At 37.5% G+C, this 16,840-nt stretch carries 17 protein-coding genes; 5 read left to right on the top strand and 12 right to left on the bottom strand.

The annotated features are described in order from the left end of the window. The first annotated feature begins 269 nt into the window (after nucleotides 1-269). Nucleotides 270-1,052, top strand: a complete 783-nt coding sequence (locus AC6H0V_RS13265) for an ion transporter (protein ID WP_497560671.1) — start codon at nucleotides 270-272, stop codon at nucleotides 1,050-1,052. A 37-nt stretch (nucleotides 1,053-1,089) separates the two neighbouring features. On the opposite strand, the gene AC6H0V_RS13260 is transcribed toward AC6H0V_RS13265, so the two are convergent. Beyond that, nucleotides 1,090-1,515 carry an EamA family transporter gene (locus AC6H0V_RS13260; RefSeq protein ID WP_497560670.1) on the bottom strand — a complete coding sequence of 142 codons (426 nt, stop codon included), beginning with the start codon at nucleotides 1,513-1,515 and terminating at the stop codon, nucleotides 1,090-1,092. A gap of 135 nt (nucleotides 1,516-1,650) precedes the next feature. On the opposite strand from AC6H0V_RS13260, the gene AC6H0V_RS13255 reads away from it, so the two are divergent. Further along, entirely contained in the window at nucleotides 1,651-2,103 is a 453-nt protein-coding gene (locus AC6H0V_RS13255) for a VOC family protein (RefSeq protein ID WP_497560669.1), read from the top strand. A 29-nt stretch (nucleotides 2,104-2,132) separates the two neighbouring features. Here the strand turns inward: AC6H0V_RS13255 and AC6H0V_RS13250 are convergent, their stop codons facing one another. After that, the gene (locus tag AC6H0V_RS13250; protein ID WP_497560668.1) at nucleotides 2,133-3,281 is read right to left on the bottom strand and encodes a pepsin/retropepsin-like aspartic protease family protein; all 1,149 of its coding nucleotides are present in this window, start codon (nucleotides 3,279-3,281) and stop codon (nucleotides 2,133-2,135) included. Between the two features lie 229 nt (nucleotides 3,282-3,510). On the opposite strand from AC6H0V_RS13250, the gene typA reads away from it, so the two are divergent. Next, nucleotides 3,511-5,319: a translational GTPase TypA gene (typA, locus tag AC6H0V_RS13245; RefSeq protein ID WP_497560667.1), complete on the top strand. Its 1,809-nt coding sequence runs from the start codon at nucleotides 3,511-3,513 to the stop codon at nucleotides 5,317-5,319. A 167-nt stretch (nucleotides 5,320-5,486) separates the two neighbouring features. On the opposite strand, the gene AC6H0V_RS13240 is transcribed toward typA, so the two are convergent. The 5 genes from AC6H0V_RS13240 to AC6H0V_RS13220 form a co-directional block, all read right to left on the bottom strand. Then, nucleotides 5,487-5,912: a type 1 glutamine amidotransferase domain-containing protein gene (locus AC6H0V_RS13240; protein ID WP_497563381.1), complete on the bottom strand. Its 426-nt coding sequence runs from the start codon at nucleotides 5,910-5,912 to the stop codon at nucleotides 5,487-5,489. Nucleotides 5,913-5,919: 7 nt separating this feature from the next. Beyond that, a complete protein-coding gene (locus AC6H0V_RS13235; RefSeq protein WP_497560666.1) occupies nucleotides 5,920-6,048 on the bottom strand; it encodes a hypothetical protein in 129 nt (42 codons plus the stop codon). A gap of 286 nt (nucleotides 6,049-6,334) precedes the next feature. Next, nucleotides 6,335-6,880, bottom strand: a complete 546-nt coding sequence (locus tag AC6H0V_RS13230) for an REP-associated tyrosine transposase (protein ID WP_497560665.1) — start codon at nucleotides 6,878-6,880, stop codon at nucleotides 6,335-6,337. Nucleotides 6,881-7,408: 528 nt separating this feature from the next. Beyond that, entirely contained in the window at nucleotides 7,409-8,164 is a 756-nt protein-coding gene (locus AC6H0V_RS13225) for a glycosyltransferase family 2 protein (RefSeq protein WP_497560664.1), read from the bottom strand. Further along, nucleotides 8,161-9,441 carry a glycosyltransferase gene (locus tag AC6H0V_RS13220; protein ID WP_497560663.1) on the bottom strand — a complete coding sequence of 427 codons (1,281 nt, stop codon included), beginning with the start codon at nucleotides 9,439-9,441 and terminating at the stop codon, nucleotides 8,161-8,163. The genes AC6H0V_RS13225 and AC6H0V_RS13220 overlap by 4 nt, the downstream gene beginning before the upstream one ends. A 154-nt stretch (nucleotides 9,442-9,595) precedes the next feature. Here AC6H0V_RS13220 and AC6H0V_RS13215 point away from each other — a divergent pair, with 154 nt between their 5' ends. Both AC6H0V_RS13215 and AC6H0V_RS13210 read left to right on the top strand, forming a co-directional pair. Beyond that, nucleotides 9,596-10,345 carry a class I SAM-dependent methyltransferase gene (locus AC6H0V_RS13215; RefSeq protein WP_497560662.1) on the top strand — a complete coding sequence of 250 codons (750 nt, stop codon included), beginning with the start codon at nucleotides 9,596-9,598 and terminating at the stop codon, nucleotides 10,343-10,345. 3 nt (nucleotides 10,346-10,348) lie between these two features. Continuing rightward, nucleotides 10,349-11,875 carry a rhomboid family intramembrane serine protease gene (locus tag AC6H0V_RS13210; RefSeq protein WP_497560661.1) on the top strand — a complete coding sequence of 509 codons (1,527 nt, stop codon included), beginning with the start codon at nucleotides 10,349-10,351 and terminating at the stop codon, nucleotides 11,873-11,875. Nucleotides 11,876-11,885: 10 nt separating this feature from the next. Here AC6H0V_RS13210 and AC6H0V_RS13205 read toward each other — a convergent pair whose 3' ends face one another. From AC6H0V_RS13205 to AC6H0V_RS13185, 5 genes are all read right to left on the bottom strand, one after another. After that, nucleotides 11,886-12,800 (bottom strand): glycosyltransferase, encoded by a 915-nt coding sequence (locus tag AC6H0V_RS13205; protein ID WP_497560660.1) that lies wholly within the window; start codon nucleotides 12,798-12,800, stop codon nucleotides 11,886-11,888. A gap of 82 nt (nucleotides 12,801-12,882) precedes the next feature. Further along, nucleotides 12,883-13,530: an FkbM family methyltransferase gene (locus tag AC6H0V_RS13200; protein WP_497560659.1), complete on the bottom strand. Its 648-nt coding sequence runs from the start codon at nucleotides 13,528-13,530 to the stop codon at nucleotides 12,883-12,885. Then, nucleotides 13,527-14,855, bottom strand: a complete 1,329-nt coding sequence (locus AC6H0V_RS13195) for a flippase (protein WP_497560658.1) — start codon at nucleotides 14,853-14,855, stop codon at nucleotides 13,527-13,529. Before AC6H0V_RS13195 ends, AC6H0V_RS13200 begins: the two co-directional genes overlap by 4 nt. 66 nt (nucleotides 14,856-14,921) lie before the next feature. Continuing rightward, nucleotides 14,922-15,437, bottom strand: a complete 516-nt coding sequence (locus tag AC6H0V_RS13190) for a DinB family protein (protein WP_497560657.1) — start codon at nucleotides 15,435-15,437, stop codon at nucleotides 14,922-14,924. 146 nt (nucleotides 15,438-15,583) lie between these two features. Beyond that, on the bottom strand, nucleotides 15,584-16,747 hold the full coding sequence (locus AC6H0V_RS13185; protein ID WP_497560656.1) for a GAF domain-containing protein: 1,164 nt from the start codon (nucleotides 16,745-16,747) through the stop codon (nucleotides 15,584-15,586). Between the last annotated feature and the right edge of the window lie 93 nt (nucleotides 16,748-16,840).

Raw genomic sequence — 16,840 nt, 5'->3', positions numbered from 1 at the left:
CCATATAAAACATATGAGAAAATATAGGGCTTTGCGTGCTTTGTGGTTATTTTTTTACCACCTAAGACGCCTTAGATACCTAAGTTTTGTCCCTCAACATTTGGATTAGTTAACTTCAAAACTGTGTTTGCGTTCTTTGCGAAATCCTTTGCGTTACGGTTTTTCAGCATCCTACCTGCAGGCATGGACAGCATCTTAGCTTATGCTTAAAATTTATTATATCTTAAGCGTTGTTTAAACTGTTTGATGATAGCATTGTTTTCCATTTAATGATAAGAGCCAAGATTAACCGTATAATTTTCGGGCATGATACGAAACCTAGTAAATTGTTCGATATTATCCTTTTATGGGTAATATTAATCAGTGTAATAGTTGTCCTATTAGAAAGCGAACCCTCCCTTCATACGAGGTTTATTCATGTATTTACCTACATCGAATGGACAATCACAATTTTATTTACGATAGAATACCTTCTCAGAATCTGGAGTACAAAAACTCCATTTAAGTATATTCTTAGCTTTTGGGGCATAGTTGATCTTTTATCTATTTTGCCTACCTACTTAGAACTCCTCAATTTTGGATTTCATTACCTGTTAGCCGTGAGAATATTAAGACTTCTACGAGTTTTTAGAATACTAAAGCTGGTTAGATTTAATAGGGAAGCGCAAAAAATGTTGGCTGCAATGAAAGGTAGCGGACCTAAAATAGCTGTGTTTTTAATGGCCGTTGTATCAATAATGGTTTTATTAGGCACTATGATGTATGTAATTGAAGGGGGTGAAAACGGTTTTACAAGTATATCTCAAAGTATCTATTGGGCCATTGTAACGGTTACCACTGTGGGTTTTGGAGATGTAGTGCCACAAACGGTTTTAGGTAAATTCCTATCTTCAGTGGCTATGATTTTGGGGTACGCTATTATAGCCGTTCCTACCGGTATTATATCGGTAGAATTGGCAAGAAGTAAATCCGAAGACAAGATTTGTGAAGTCTGTAAACACGATAATCCTGACGATGCACACTACTGTAACCAATGTGGGTTAAAGTTTTGACCTAATCCGAGAGGGGTATTTTACTTCCTCATCCCAATTATTCTGACTTTGAGAGTGATATCAATATCGCTCCTGAAAGTACAAGTACAGCCCCCGCTACGATTTGCCAAGTGATTTTCTCTTTTAGGAAAATGATCGAAAGGATAATTGCAAAAACCAACGAAGACCTTTCTATGGTAGTAACACCCGTTGCTGGTCCGAGGGATAAAGCTTTAAAAGAGAAAATGGTGGATAGGGTAGTTGCGATTCCCGCAAGGATCAATAAGCCCCAAGTTTTACCGTCTATTTCTTTAAGAGAAGGAAATTTACCTTGAAAGGCGATAATTGCCCATGTAATAATGAAAATAAGTACCGCCTGAATAGCAAAAGCTATATTTGGATCTACATTTTTCAAACCTGCTTTAGTTAAAATAACTACGCATGCTGCGGAAACTGCAGCTAGAAATGCCCATAATACCCACATAATTTTTTTAAAGGTGAACAATCGCGAGGGGCCGATAGTTTGGTTATCGCGATAAAAACTAAGTATCAATTTTAGTGATGAGAGAATAGAGAAAAGTGATTTCCTGAAGCAAAGACCAATGTGTAATTTAAAAGAATGATTAAAGGATTATTTGAAACCCATTTATTTGTTGAAAATCTAGAACGCTCCATTGATTTTTATAAAAATGTATTGGGATTGGCGCAATGTGGTTACAACGATGCACGAAGATTAGCATTTTTTTGGATTGGCGATCCTAAAGGAGCGATGCTTGGGCTATGGGAAAAGCCGAAGGATCAGATCGATTGCAGGCACTTTGCATTTAAATGTGATGTTGATGATGTGCTAAATAAATCGGTAGATTTTTTGAAGTCGAGAAACCTCCAGCTCTATAATTTTTTAAAAGATGGGAATAAAAAGCCCATGGTTTTTGCCTGGATGCCTGCAATCGCTATTTATTTTAAGGATCCCGATGGACACGAATTAGAGTTTATAGCGATATTGGAAGGGGCTGGGAGGAAAGACTTAGGTGTTATAACGTATGAGGAATGGCTAACGCTAACTGTATAAAGCGAGATAACGTATTAAACAATTTTAATTTAATGAGGAATAAAGGCTTTTTTTATCACAACTATTTCGCCATTCATTTTCTCAAAAATAATCTCTTTTTTGGCTCTTTGATCTATCTGCCACTTTATAAGTGTGCAAAAATCACGCAGATCGGCTACTGTTTTTCCATTAAGTGATTTAATTTGTTCCCCAATTTCAAGGGATTTTGCTGTTGTTTCTTGATTTAATGTTTTTTCAACAACTTCTAATTTTCCATTTGTTAACATGCAGTAGGCATCGTACCCAAATTCTCGATCGGGCTGTTGGTTTGAGGGCAAAACCCAATATTTCGCCTCATCATTGTTCATGATCACAGCAGAACAATGTGTTTTAAAAAAGTTTAATCCAATTTTGGTCTCGGTATCATCTTTTATGTCAATCTGCAACCTGTTAAATGCGAAATTACCTAATGCAACGGAATCGATAAACAAACTTGCCATGGTTTGCCCAATAGAATTACTGGTTAGGGCCATAGTGAAGGTCTTGCTATAAAGGATTTTATCTTTCTTTTTGGCTTCTATTTCTCTAAATACAAGATTGGACCGTGAAACCTCAAAGTTTTTCACATACCCAAAATCAATAAGGCATGGGATTGCGCTGCCGTTAAGCATTATATTGGTATAGTGACGAAAGGTTTCATAGGTTACAGGAAATGAGACCATTTCTTTGGTAGGCTCAAATTGTTTTTTTGAAATATAGACTAGGTTTCTTTCAAAATCGAATTTCCAATTCAGTTTGTTGATCACATCAGCACCTAGAACGTAAAGATTATTACAGGAAAGAAAGGGCATATCATATACCATGCTGGTTATGTCATTAAAAGAATGATGTCCTATAACCAAGGTTTTGATGGTACCTTTAGTTAGCGTTAATAGCTGTTTATTGCTATCGAACACTTCCCTTGTGCCACTATTTTTAATTTTACTATCAATAACATGTTGTTTGTTTAGAATTCCTCTACTAGTGCCTGTATCAAATGCAAAATTGGTTTCTATCCCATTTAGAAACCCCTTAAATACTAATAACCCAGTTTCGGTGCTAAATTTTAACGTATCGATTTCCGTAGTTTGAGCAAAAGTGCTTAAAACGGGGAATGTTAATAGTAAAATTAAAAGCCAGATTTTTTTTAGATAATCCATCAGTAGTTGTTTACGTGAGGAACTTATACAAGTTAAAATTAAAATTTTAATCTGTAATGTATTTAAAATTTTTTTAGGTGTCGTCAGCTCGCTCGCCTAAAATGGAAACTATGGACAAACTATTGAGAATCATAATTTAACAAAATAAGCAGGCACATTTTTAGCATCAAAACCCTTTAAAATCCCAATTAAAAACCTTATCTTTGCGCCAAATTTATAGGCGCATTTTATGCAAAAGATTAGAAATATAGCTATTATAGCACACGTTGACCACGGTAAAACTACATTGGTTGATAAGATTTTACATTCTTGTTCAATTTTTCGTGATAACGAACAAACAGGGGATCTGATATTGGACAATAATGATTTGGAGCGCGAGCGTGGAATTACGATTGTATCTAAAAACGTTTCGGTTCAATATAAGGATGTAAAAATCAACATTATTGATACTCCTGGTCACGCGGATTTTGGTGGCGAGGTAGAACGTGTACTGAAAATGGCTGATGGGGTACTTTTATTGTGCGATGCTTTTGAAGGTGCTATGCCTCAAACGCGTTTCGTTACACAAAAAGCTTTGGCTTTAGGGTTAAAACCTATCGTTGTAGTTAACAAAGTTGATAAGGAAAATTGTCGTCCCGAAGAAGTTTATGAGCAAATTTTCGAGTTGTTCTTTAACTTGGAAGCAACAGAGGATCAATTGGATTTTCCAGTAATTTACGGTTCTTCAAAACAAGGATGGATGAGTACTGATTGGCAAAAGCCTACCACTGATATCTTCGCTCTGTTGGATGCAGTAGTTGAAACTATCCCGGCTCCACCAATGTTAGAAGGTACTTTACAGATGCAGATCACCTCATTGGATTATTCGTCTTTTGTTGGTCGTATTGCCGTTGGTAGGGTACACAGAGGTTTAATTAAAGAAAATCAACCGGTTACGTTAATTAAGCGTGATGGTAAAATGGTTAAATCTAGAGTTAAAGAATTATATATTTTCGAAGGTTTGGGTAAAATCAAAACCACGGAGGTTAAGTCTGGTGATATCTGTGCTGTTGTTGGTATTGAAGGTTTTGATATTGGTGATACTATTGCTGATTTTGATGCTCCAGAACAATTACCAGTAATTAAGATTGATGAGCCTACGATGAACATGTTGTTTACAATTAATAACTCGCCATTTTATGGTAAAGAGGGTAAATTGGTTACATCACAGCGTATTAAAGATCGTTTATACAAAGAAATGGAGAAAAATTTGGCCCTTAAAGTGGTTGAAACCGAATCTCCGGATTCTTGGCTGGTATATGGTCGGGGTATTCTGCATTTATCGGTATTAATTGAGACTATGCGCCGTGAAGGATATGAAATTCAAGTTGGTCAGCCTCAGGTTATCGTTAAAGAAATTGATGGTAAAAAACATGAGCCAATTGAAACGTTAATTGTTGATGTTCCAGGTGAAGTTGCCGGTAAGGTGATCGAATTGGTAACGCAACGAAAAGGCGAATTGTTGGTAATGGAGCCTAAAGGCGATCTACAACATTTAGAGTTTGAAATTCCTGCACGTGGAATTATCGGCTTAAGAAATAATGTATTAACTGCAACTGCTGGCGAGGCGATTATGGCCCATCGTTTTAAGGCTTATGAGCCTTGGAAAGGAACTATTCCTGGTCGTTTAAATGGCGTGTTGGTTTCTATGGATAAGGGGATGACTACAGCTTATTCTATCGATAAGCTTCAAGATAGAGGACGTTTCTTTGTTGATCCAGGTGTAGATGTATATGAAGGACAAATCATGGGCGAACATATTCGTGATAATGATTTGGTGGTTAATATCGTAAAAGGAAAAGCCTTAACTAATATGCGTGCATCCGGAACTGATGATAATACCCGTATTGCCCCAGCTATAAAATTCTCTTTAGAAGAAGCCATGGAATATATTCAAGCTGATGAGTATATCGAGGTTACGCCTGCGAGCATGCGTTTACGGAAGATCTACTTAACCGAAAATGAGAGAAAAGTAAAAGGTAAACAATTCCAGTCGTAATAAAATTTAACCATCTTAGGCGCCTAAGGAACCTAAGAGTACAAAAGAAGCCCTGCAAAGTAATTCGCAGGGCTTCTTTGTTCACACGTTTTTTTTTATTGAAATCGGCAACTTAGTAAGTCCATGTTTGATTGTACACTCAACCTTTATCGCCGAACACTAAAAACTTATGAATGTTGTTTTTCGTGCACACCTTCTACAAATTCCTCTACCATCTTATCCAAAAAAGCAGGGAGATCTTTAGGGGTCCTGCTCGTTACCAAACCTTCATCAACAACAACTTCTTCATCAATCCAGTTAACTCCAGCATTGATCAAGTCTTGTGAAATGTTTTTCACTGAGGTCATTTTTCTACCCTCAACCACCTTTGCGTTAATTAAGGTCTGAGGTCCATGACATATAGCTGCAACTGGTTTGCCCGCTTCAAAAAAAGCTTTTACAAATGAAAGAGCATCGTCATTAACCCTTAATTGATCGGGGTTGATCACTCCCCCAGGTAAGACTAATCCATTATAATCAGCTGCGTTTGCTTCGGTTATCGTTTTGTCAACATCTACTTCAATGCTCCAATGATCATGATCCCACGCTTTAATCTTTCCACTATTTGAAGAAATGATATGTACCGTTGCCCCCCTCTTCCTTGAGACGTTTAACAGGTTCGGTTAATTCAACTTCTTCAAATCCGCTTTCTGATAGCACTGCAATGGTGCGATTACTTAATTGTCCCATAATATTTGTTTTAATTGCTAGATATATTAAATACAGGTATTGGGAATTTTGTTTGTAAAAAATAGATTTTTTATAGTTAAAGAGCAAGTTTTCAAGCTAACACATTGAAAATGTGCAGTTCGCGCATCCGCGTTGCAAACGCGGACGAGTCTTAGAACTAGTTACTCGTCCGCGTTTGCAACGCGGATGCCGGAGACCGGCGATTGTATCGCCCAGTATGATTAACTACTTAATTACTCGTCCGCGTTTGCAACGCGGATGCCTGAAACTAGCGATTGCATCGCCTTTAAAGCAATTCAATATCAATTAAACCTTTATTTCCAAGGTAATCTATAGCACTACTATAAACGTAATCTTCTGCACGGTATACAATTCCAGCTTTAACTGGATTCTCATGAATGTAGTCTAGCTTCTGAAATTCGTCGATATATTGGAGGTTAACAGCATGATTATCATCTGTCCATACCTTATAGTTTTCGGCTCGTCTTGTTGTCCTTGCCATAAAGTTAAATTTATCCAAAAGCCATTCCCTTCTGCTTTCTGGAATTTCTTTAATCGTGGTTATCAATTTTTTAGAGGTAAATTTTTTAAAGTCGCGTAAAAAGTCAGACATTCTATATGGCTCACTACAACGTGCTATAAAATGAATATGGTTCGTCATAATTACCCAAGAATTTAACACGAGGCCCTTTTGCAAAATGCAATGTTTAAAAGAATCTACTATCACTTGTTTATATTCGATTCTAGTAAAAAGGTCTACCCATTCAACAATAGTACATGTAATGAAATATGTATCATGCTGCTCCGAAATATGATATCTATCTCCTGCCATTTTCCAAATCTATTTTTCGTTTTATAGAAGTGCAAATAGTGCGTGAAATTTAACCGGAGATTATACTATTAAGTAAAGTAAATTAATAATGGCTAATTTTTGTTCTTAAAAGCACATTAAAAATGTGCAGTTCGCGCATCCGCGTTGCAAACGCGGACGAGTCTTAGAACTACTTAATTACTCGTCCGCGTTTGCAACGCGGATGCCTGAGACCTGCGATTGTATCGCCCAGTATTTATATTATGAACTACAAGTCCTCATTCGTGCAGAGTGGCAAAGTGTATGCCACCTACTCATCCGCGTTTGCAACGCGGATGCCTGAGACCTGCGATTGTATCGCCCAGTATTTATTATGAACTACAAGTCCTCATTCGTGCAGAGTTGCAAAGTGTATGCCACCTACTCGTCCGCGTTTGCAACGCGGATGCCTGAAACCGGCAGTTGTATCGCCAAGTATTATTAATGAACTACAAGTCGTCATTCGTGCAGAGTTGCAAAGTGTATGCCTGAGCGGCTATCCTCGCCTAATTAATCATTCGTTCGTTTATATCTCAAAAAATATTGCGCTAAATTGAGGGCAATAAAGATATGGTTAATCATTGTCGGGATAAGACCATAATAATGGCTTAAAATCTTAAACCTTTCCTTTAAACTTTCTAGATGTTTTTGCTTAGACATACCGCCAACAAGGTATTTTGCAACGTATACATGTGTATTTACAATGTTGGATGATTTTTTTGCGGCTTTAATAATCCAGTCAATATCAGAACTATATTTATATTTAAGATCAAATGGAACGGTTAAGCTACGCTTAATGTAAATAGCTTGGTGACTCACATTCATCCCGAACTTAAAACTATGCCAATCGAAATGTTCAGGTGCTCGATGACGGCGTTGGCCCAGACTTTTCCAATTCTCATCATACATTTCTGTTTCGCCATAATAAATATCGCCCGATGGTGCGGTAGCGAAGACTTCTGCCACGGTCTCGTTAGAATAAATCTCGTCGCCCGAATTCATAAAAAGCACGTAATCGCCTGTGGCCAAAGCAAGGCCTTTGTTCATCGCATCATAGATTCCATGATCTTGCTCTGAAACAAACTTGGCCAAACGATCTTTATAACCTTTAATAATTTCTACAGTGCCATCTGTTGAAGCTCCATCAATCACAATATACTCGATATTTGTATAGGTTTGATCAAGCACCGAGAGCATGGTGCGTCCTATATCTTTTGCATTGTTATAAACTATGGTGATTACGCTGAGCTTAGGATTGGCGGTCATTGGGGCATGGCATTAATTAAACTTTGATATAATTCTTGATGTTTTTGGGCAATAATAGGTGGCGCAAAATGGGTTAAAATTGTCCTTCTCGCTTCCTTTTGTATCGCTTCTTTGTCTTCGTGTAAGAATAGCCATTCGATCCCATCCGCTAAATCTATAGCCGATTTATAGGTAGCTAAGTAACCATTTTGGAGGTGCTTTACCATATCTGGGATCCCCCCAGTGGTAAAAGCAATTACAGGTGTAGCACAGGCGAGGCTTTCCATCACCGTATTGGGCAAATTATCTTCTAATGAGGGGGTGATAAATGCATCGGCAGCCGAATAGCATTTAGCCAAATGTTCATCTTTGTGTATGGTGCCTAAAAATGTGGTCTTAAAAGGAAATTCCGGCATGTTTTTCTCATCCTTATTTCCAAAAATCACCAATTCTATTAAGTCATTGTCGATCTCAGTGCGCTGAGCCAATTCGTTAAGTGCCTCAACCAAAAATTGTGTGCCTTTATGTTTATCATTTTTTGAAGGCATAAACCCACTCATTAACACAAAGTGATGGGCGGGTATTTTTAGGATCTTCTTGGCTTCGGCTTTTACATAGGGCTTAAAGATGGTCGTTTCTATCGTATTCGGTATGACCGTAAGCTTTCTAATTCCCAATAAACTACTGTGTTTTACTGATTTCGCCATCCAGTTACTTGGGGCTACAATATGGAAACTAAGTTTTGAGTATGCGTTTTGTTTGCGTAACCAATTTTTATGCGAGATATCGTTTTCGCCACTAAAACGTAAAAGGGGACAGTTGCCGCACTGCTGATGGAAACGTTCGCAACTGTAACGCACATGGCAACCTCCCGTAAAAGCATTACTATCATGAAAAGTCCAAACAATGGGTTTTTCCAGTTCATCTAATTGAGCTAGAAATTTTGGAGATAAAAAACCATGATTGATCCAATGGATATGAATGATATCAGCAGCTTTAAGATCTGGGTGAGCTAGGATGGACCTGCCAAACCATTGCAATGAAAAAGGTGTTTTAACCGCTTTTACAAAGATCTTGGCCAGATATCTTTCTGCCATGATATTAAAAATAGCCCCCGCTTTCGAAAAAATGCTACTGCTTAAGGTATCAATTGCCGTGTTGTTACCAAATTTATAATACACTAAAACTTTTGAATCTACCCCATTTTCGTTCAGCGCATTGCTTAAACGGAGACAAGCCCTGCCTGCGCCTCCATTTCCATCGTAGGTATTTAAGTGAACAACTTTCAAATTACCCAAAAATACATATTGAACTGTAATTAAAAGTAATTTTTATTAGCAAAGTGCATAGTGCAAAGAGTTATATCCAAAATGCTAATGAATCTATAAGCACCAGCACTCTGCTCCATGCGCTATGCTATCTTTTGTCTTTTTTTTGTTTCTTTGCTCTTAAATGGAAAATTTATTAACCGACAGGGCATTTTGGATACGGTATTGGGAAAGTAAAACTGATTTGTCGGTTGTTATTCCATCCAATTATTTATTTCATCGCCAGTTGGCATCTATTACCGACAAGAACAACGTTAAAACTGCTATTGAACTTGGAGGTTTCCCAGGTTACTATGCCGTATTTTTGAAAAAATACTTGAACCTGGAAGTAACGTTACTTGATTATTTTGTCCATGAGCCAATAACAAACGAGTTGTTAGAGACAAATGGACTTAAAAAAGACGATCTTAAGATTATCGAAACCGATTTGTTTAACCATACCCCAACGCAGGGATATGATCTGGTTTTAAGCTGTGGCCTCATCGAACATTTTAATGATACAACAGATATTATCAATAGGCACATCTCTTTTTTAAATCCGGGCGGGACATTGTTTATCACCTTACCAAATTTTAAATCATTAAATGGATGGTTTCAAAAGAACTTTGATAAAGACAATTACGATAAGCACAATATCAGCAGCATGGATCCGGTGTTGCTGGCTACGATCTGTAAAAAAGCAGGTCTTGAGGTTGTTCAATCACGCTATTTTGGCAAGTTCAGCTTATGGTTAGAAAACGAAAAGAAGAAATCGGTTGGTGTAAGGCTGATAAAAAAATCAATGTGGGTTGGTGGAAAAACATTCTCTAAAATATTCCCCTTCGAGTCTAAGCAATTATCTCCTTATATTATCTTAGAAGCTAGAAAAGTTTAACTCATGAGCATTAGCTGGGGCTACTCGCCAAAAATTGAAAAGTATATTCCATTGGGAGATTTCCCAATAGACAAATACTTGATCATTGCAAAGCAAGCTATAGAAAATTTAGGTTGGAACTTGAGCCACATTTCCGAAACGGGATTGATAGCGTATACTCCACTTTCCTTCCAATCGTATAGTGAAGAGGTTTCTATTCGTATTGTCTCCAATTTTGCCATTGCCAAAAGCGAATGTATCGGCATCCAACTCTGGTTTAACGATTATGGAAAAAATGCGGCCAACCTCGAAAAATTTTTCCACGAATTCGAGTATGTAGAATTTCATCTCCAAAATAGTTGGGATGAAAGTCTTGCCAAATTTCATGATTTTATAGCTAATCAAGATGATGAATATTTTGAAAAAGCCCCCCTTACAGCGAAAAATAAAATCAAGAATATTCTATACCTGTTATATCCACAAAAAGGTTACCTGGTAACGCCAATTTTGCTTTTTGCCAATATTGGGTTCTTTATGCTGATTACCGTTGTCTCTTTCTTCTATCATATTTATCTTTTAAAGCATGATATTCCAGAAGTCTTTGGAGATCTGGGCAAACTTATAGGGGCGGGCAACAAAGAACTTATACTCCGGGGCGATTTCTGGCGCTTGATTACCTACCAATTTGTTCATTGGGGCATTATGCATATCTTTTTTAACATGTACGCCCTTATTTATATCGGCCTCATGGTTGAAAATAAATTAGGCTCAAAGAAATTTCTAACCGTTTATCTATTGAGCGGGATCTGCGGGGGGCTATTGAGTATACTAATTCATGATAAGGGCTATATCGGCGGAGCTTCAGGGCCTATTTTTGGTCTTTTTGGTGCATTTATTGCCTTATTAATTAGTAAAACCTTTGAAAAAAATGCAACTAAAGCAATGCTGATCAGTACAACACTAGTTTGTGCATTCCTATTGCTAAACGGTTTGAGAGGACTGGTAGACAATAGTGCGCATATGGGTGGATTGATCAGTGGATTTTTAATCTGTCTCATTCTAATCAATGAAAAAGTAAATGGATGGAAGATAAAAGCGGCCTATCGGTATGCTGCCGTTTTCATTTTTACACTTGGCTTTGCCGCGGCATTCTTACTCTCGGTGCCCTTATATCAACTGAAGAAATTTTCTAGTTTAGAACAGGAATTTAGGGAAAATACCGAGGCGTATTCTAATGTAAAGTCCATCCCTGTGGATATGCCCACGCTACAGAAATTAAAATTGGTTCGCACCGATGGAATTGAGGTGTGGCAAAGAAATTTAGAAATCGTTGGCAGGATGCAGGAACTAGAACTGGATGAGGAGCACGCTCTAATTAGGGCTGACTATGAAAAGATCACCAGAAAAACGCTGTTATTTACTAGGCTTTTGTATGCAGAATGCAAGGATAGAGAAACCCATTATAAAAAAGAAATGGATGAGGTAATGACCGCGGTAAATGCGCTAAAAGCAGAAGCTAATAAAAGAGGTAATCGCTATTGGGCCTATTGATCTCCGGAAATTACTTTGAAAAATATTTCGCTAACCTTTCCTTTACAAAACGTTTGATCCTGATCATCATGTTCCCTTTTCTGTTTGCCAAGAAGGTTTTGATCGTCTCGTAAGCCACAGGATCTTCCTCAATTAATTGAGGGAACTTAACGATAGGTTTAGGGTTGATGATTACATTGTAAATATCATTCATACCCGAATGCACACCTGTCCCATCATGACCAATGTTATTTACCAAAGATTGGGAAGGATTTAAGGTTAGTCCACCATTTAAGAAAATTGATGCATACCATCGGATTGCCCAGGAATTATTCTTCCCACGCTTAAAATCTTTCATCTGTTTCCAAAAATTCATGCTATTGTCTATAGCAAAAGCATATTTTTTTTTGGTATCAAACTGTTTCATTAATATGTCAATGTCTGGCTCAAAATTTTTCCAGGCCCTTGCCCAAGTAGCCCATCCCCAACTCGTTGCGGCCCGATAAAAAAAACTTTCGGGTAGGCCCTGACTTTTTAGTGGGTACATGTATGCGCCAATATGCATCACCTTATCTTCATTCCGGTAGATGTTAAGCGCTTCATTAAAATAGGTTAAGGTATATGGTGAAGAAATGAGATCGTCTTCAAATACGATAACCTGTTGATAGGTATCTACTAATCTGCTTACTCCGGCAATTATCGAATTGGCCAATCCTAAATTCTCTTTGCTTTCTATAATCTCTACACTTTTAAATCCATCGGTTTTTTGGATCAATTCTCGTACTTCTTTTACTTTATCCTCTTCCTGCTTGGTTTTTGCCCCATCCGAGAAAATGAAAAGCCTACTTTCTGCCGCCAGCTCATTTTGTTTTAAAAACTTAATCGTGCGCTCGGTATGCTGCGGCCGATTATAAACGAAAAGTGCTATAGGTGCAAAATTTTGCATGTTAAACGATAAGTTGTTAGGTGTGGCTAGGCATAAAGATAATATTATCCACCTAGAATTGTTTTACGAAATGTTAAATCTCCTAGATTCCCAAACAGTTATCAGCTCTATAAAAAACTGATGTGGCTTTATTATAGAACAATCCCGGAGAGATACCGGTAAAAGGTAATTCCTTAAATCCTTTTTCTGTTAAATATGTTCTTGCTTCCTGATAAATCTCACGTTCCGAGTCGTCTAAAACCAAAACACCAGATGTGGTTAGGGCTTCAACACTGTTTTTCACGCAATTAACCCGATCTCTCCCATCCACTATTATGATGTCGAACTTTTCTCCCAATAAAGCCGCTTTTTTACTGTACTCTCCTCCTTTCTCAAGGTTGGTGAAGATCATCTCAGCATTTTCGGCCTTTTCTTTTACAATTTTTTTAAACCAATTTTCATCGTGTTCAACCGAAACCACTCTTCGGGTTCTTTTTGCATAAAATAAGGTGGAGTTTCCAGAGCCGTACTCGAATATGGAGAGGTTCTTGTTTAATCTTTCTTTAATAAAATCGATGAAAGAATAGGTTACCCACGGTAAGGGTTCGCCCGAGGCATCTACTGCTTGACGGCTATCAAAGGCCTTGAACCATCCAATCGTGTCTAAATAACCTTTGTGGCCATGGGATAATAGGGCCTTAAGCCTTTTTGGTTTGCTTACTAATGTTGCTAGTGCTTTGAATATACTCAACGTTTAACTATTTTTTGAAATGCGGACACCAAAAATAACGATTTTAACATCATTATTCCTTGGGGACGGGTTTTTGGGAAAAAGAGAATTAGAAATGTGGCAGAAAAATAGGCAATTACAGTGGCTATGGCCGTACCCATCATCCCCATTCTGGGAATTAAGATTAGATTGAGGACAATATTAACAATCGCACCAACTCCTGTACGAATGAAAGTTAGTTTACTAAATCCTTCGGCAATTAAAAACTGGCTACTTGCCACACCAAGAAAAACAAAAATACTTCCCCATACGTGCATTGATAATACGGGTGCGGCAGTCGCGTAAGCAGGTTTAAAAAGCCTATAAATTAGAGGGGATGCAAAAGTAATGAAAATCGCAAAAGACAAACTAAGCCAAACCATCAAGTCGAAAAGGTTGCCTAGGCGCTTTTTATACCGTTCGGGATCATCTCTTCGGGCATTTAAAATTGCAGGAAAGAGCGAAGAAACAATAACTATTGGTACAAAATTCAAGGCTTCGCTAAACATCACCACAGTAGCATATGCTCCTGAGGCTGCTGTACCGCTCTCGCCTAAAATCTCCTTTAACATAATCACATCTATCTTCATATAAACCGAAACCATGATACCGGCAACAATCAATGGCCATGATAATTGAAGCAATTTTTTGGCAAGCTCTTTATCAAATTTCCAGTTAAATACACTTAGCCCCTGTTTTTGGTAAACTAAGAAATAACCTAATGAAACGAGCAATACATCAAGAGCGTAGGCATAGATGAAATAAATGATGTCTGCAGAAAATACGAAAATCAGCGAAAGCTTGATTATGGCAGATAGTATATTCCCTAAAATCTGAACCTGCATAATATATTTTGATTTTACCTCAGATTGAAAATAGGAATCGATTATGGTGGCCGATTGAAATAGTCCGATAAAAGATAAAATGAAAATAAACAGGTAAGGAATGTCTGTAAGAGGAAAAAATTGCCAGGCTATAAAAATCAACGGCAGACAAGACAGTCCAGCAAAGGTTTTCAAAAAGAAGGAAGTGCCTAAAATCGAATCCCTTTCCTTAGGGTATTGATGGAGTTCTTTTACAATAAAACTATCTAGTCCTAAACTAGCTAAGGCAGTGAACAGAAAAATATAAGAAGTGGAAGAATTTAATAATCCATTACCATTGGGCAATAGATAATTGGCCACTTTTATACTAACGGCCATTTTAATAACGAGGCTTCCAACACGGCCCAACATCAACCAGCCGGTATTTTTTAAATACTTGTTAAATGCAGCTTCATCAAAACCTTTTATGGCTGGGAATTTCATGTAGGCAAATATGCGAAAATTAATGTGGTAAGGATTTAGTTTTAATCGGTATGATCGAACACGAACTTAGCCAAAACTTTTTTCAATTCTCTTGATTTGTTTCAAATGATGTTTCAAATGGATTTCTATAAACCGAAGCCATTGTTTTGCGTTAAGATAACCTAATCGCGGATGCATCACTTTTATTTTTGGATTGGCCCCTTTAATGTGGGGGTAGAGTTTTTCAATTTCAACTTCAAAATCATCAATAAACTGTTGTGCTTCGATAAGTGTGATTTTCTTTACCCGATCTTTTAAGCGGGTAGGGGCTTCATACTTTTTTCCGGGAGGTAAAGTTCCAAAGAACAAAATCAGTTTAACTGCAAAATTTGTGGCTTCATCCCTTCCCTCACCCTTAACAGTAGTTCCCAGTGCCATTAGTGAAAGTAAACTAGAATCAAAAATGTGGGAATATACCTCGCTAAAACTCCATCCCCCTATGGGTGGAGTAAGCGTAAAGTCCGCTTCAGCATACTTAGAAAGTCTTTTTTTATAGGATTCAACAATGTTGATGATCGATTTATAGATGGGAGCAATATTCATAAGATAAAGTTAATCTTTATTTATCTCCCACCTAACATGCACTTTTTGTATAGGAGTGTGTTTGAACTACTATTTCTGTCTAAAGTATAGTGCTATGCGCCGCGATAGACGTTTGAATGCTTAAAGCAAGGCGACAACTAAATTTATTATTGCATCGTATAGGCCTTGGCTTTTGCCAGTTCTGAAACGGGTAAGTGTTTTAAAGAAGCTTTTTTGACAATTACAGTTTCTGTAGCTCCTACCACACTTCTAATTTTTTCATCAAGATCGTTAACGGCTTCTTCCATCATTAGCAGGCATTCTTTATTCGGCTCATAGTTATCATTACTAATAATGCCCATCAATCCAAGAATAGAGGATACGGGCTTACGGTATTCGTGCGACTGGATGTAGGCAATATTTTTTAATGACTCATTTTGCATGGTAATTTCCTGCATGTAGTTCTTATTGTCGTTGATATTGGTAGCATTGTAGCTTACATAATTAATAGTACCCTCTTCGTCTTTTACCGGAGCGAAAGAGATGTTCCACCAGATAGAGTGTTTAGCCCCATAGTTTATTAAAATTTCTTTGCTGTTTGGTCTGCCTTTAAGCGCTTTCTTAAAACCATACAAAAATTCTTGCTGATAACTGGGGGTTACATAGTCGAGTATATTTGTGCCATTGCAGATTTTTTTATGATTTTTTGTCTTAAAAAAACACGATGTAGCTTTATTGAAATCTACTACTTCAAGATTCTTATCAATTAAGATATGGCAGGATTCTGAACTGTTAAAAAAAGCCCTTAGTTTACGTTCTGATAACTCTGTCTTTTGTTTTTGTTGCTCTAGCAAAATCATACCCATTTGTAGTTCCATGAGATTGATCACTTGCCTTGAAAGAATTGAAAGTGCAGTCTTCTGTTGTTCGGTAAATTCGCGTGGTTGTTGGTCAAATACACAAAGTGAGCCGAGTTGATAGCCGCTCTTAGTAATTAATGGGGCACCGGCATAGAAACGCAAGCCATAGGCTAATACAAGTGGGTTATTAATAAATCTGATATCTTCCAAGGCATCATTTACCACCATTACCGAGTTCGAATCGGCCAAGTATCTACAGAAAGAATTCTCCCTCGTATTCGAATCCGGGCTGGGCACGGTCGAAATCCGGATCCATTGGATATCATGCTCCATTAAGGTTACCATAGCGATAGGGGTTTCGCAGATTTCACTAACAAACTTTACGATTTCTTTAAGTTCCTTATTGTTGTTGAAATCTAAGTTATTGAATTCTCTAACCAACTTAAGTCTATCCTCTTCGGTATTCTCCATAGGTGTATCAGTTTATCAATTGCCTATTTCTAGGGCATACGGCAATTTTTCTTATAAACGAATAACACATGCCAATGGTTTTTTACTAAATAA

Source organism: Pedobacter sp. NO84 (genome assembly GCF_059703915.1).
The sequence above is the reverse complement of the archived record's forward strand: the minus strand, read 5'-3'. Positions and strand labels throughout refer to the sequence as shown.

Bases quoted from the DNA above. Each gene is read 5' to 3' on its own strand.
- AC6H0V_RS13215 (WP_497560662.1), top strand. From the start codon at position 9,596: ATGGAAAATTTATTAACCGACAGGGCATTTTGGATACGGTATTGGGAA.
- AC6H0V_RS13190 (WP_497560657.1), bottom strand. From the start codon at position 15,437: ATGAATATTGCTCCCATCTATAAATCGATCATCAACATTGTTGAATCC.
- AC6H0V_RS13250 (WP_497560668.1), bottom strand. From the start codon at position 3,281: ATGGATTATCTAAAAAAAATCTGGCTTTTAATTTTACTATTAACATTC.
- AC6H0V_RS13185 (WP_497560656.1), bottom strand. From the start codon at position 16,747: ATGGAGAATACCGAAGAGGATAGACTTAAGTTGGTTAGAGAATTCAAT.
- AC6H0V_RS13255 (WP_497560669.1), top strand. From the start codon at position 1,651: ATGATTAAAGGATTATTTGAAACCCATTTATTTGTTGAAAATCTAGAA.
- AC6H0V_RS13260 (WP_497560670.1), bottom strand. From the start codon at position 1,515: ATGTGGGTATTATGGGCATTTCTAGCTGCAGTTTCCGCAGCATGCGTA.
- AC6H0V_RS13230 (WP_497560665.1), bottom strand. From the start codon at position 6,880: ATGGCAGGAGATAGATATCATATTTCGGAGCAGCATGATACATATTTC.
- AC6H0V_RS13195 (WP_497560658.1), bottom strand. From the start codon at position 14,855: ATGAAATTCCCAGCCATAAAAGGTTTTGATGAAGCTGCATTTAACAAG.
- AC6H0V_RS13225 (WP_497560664.1), bottom strand. From the start codon at position 8,164: ATGACCGCCAATCCTAAGCTCAGCGTAATCACCATAGTTTATAACAAT.
- AC6H0V_RS13210 (WP_497560661.1), top strand. From the start codon at position 10,349: ATGAGCATTAGCTGGGGCTACTCGCCAAAAATTGAAAAGTATATTCCA.
- AC6H0V_RS13235 (WP_497560666.1), bottom strand. From the start codon at position 6,048: ATGGGACAATTAAGTAATCGCACCATTGCAGTGCTATCAGAAAGCGGA.
- AC6H0V_RS13205 (WP_497560660.1), bottom strand. From the start codon at position 12,800: ATGCAAAATTTTGCACCTATAGCACTTTTCGTTTATAATCGGCCGCAG.
- AC6H0V_RS13265 (WP_497560671.1), top strand. From the start codon at position 270: ATGATAAGAGCCAAGATTAACCGTATAATTTTCGGGCATGATACGAAA.
- typA (WP_497560667.1), top strand. From the start codon at position 3,511: ATGCAAAAGATTAGAAATATAGCTATTATAGCACACGTTGACCACGGT.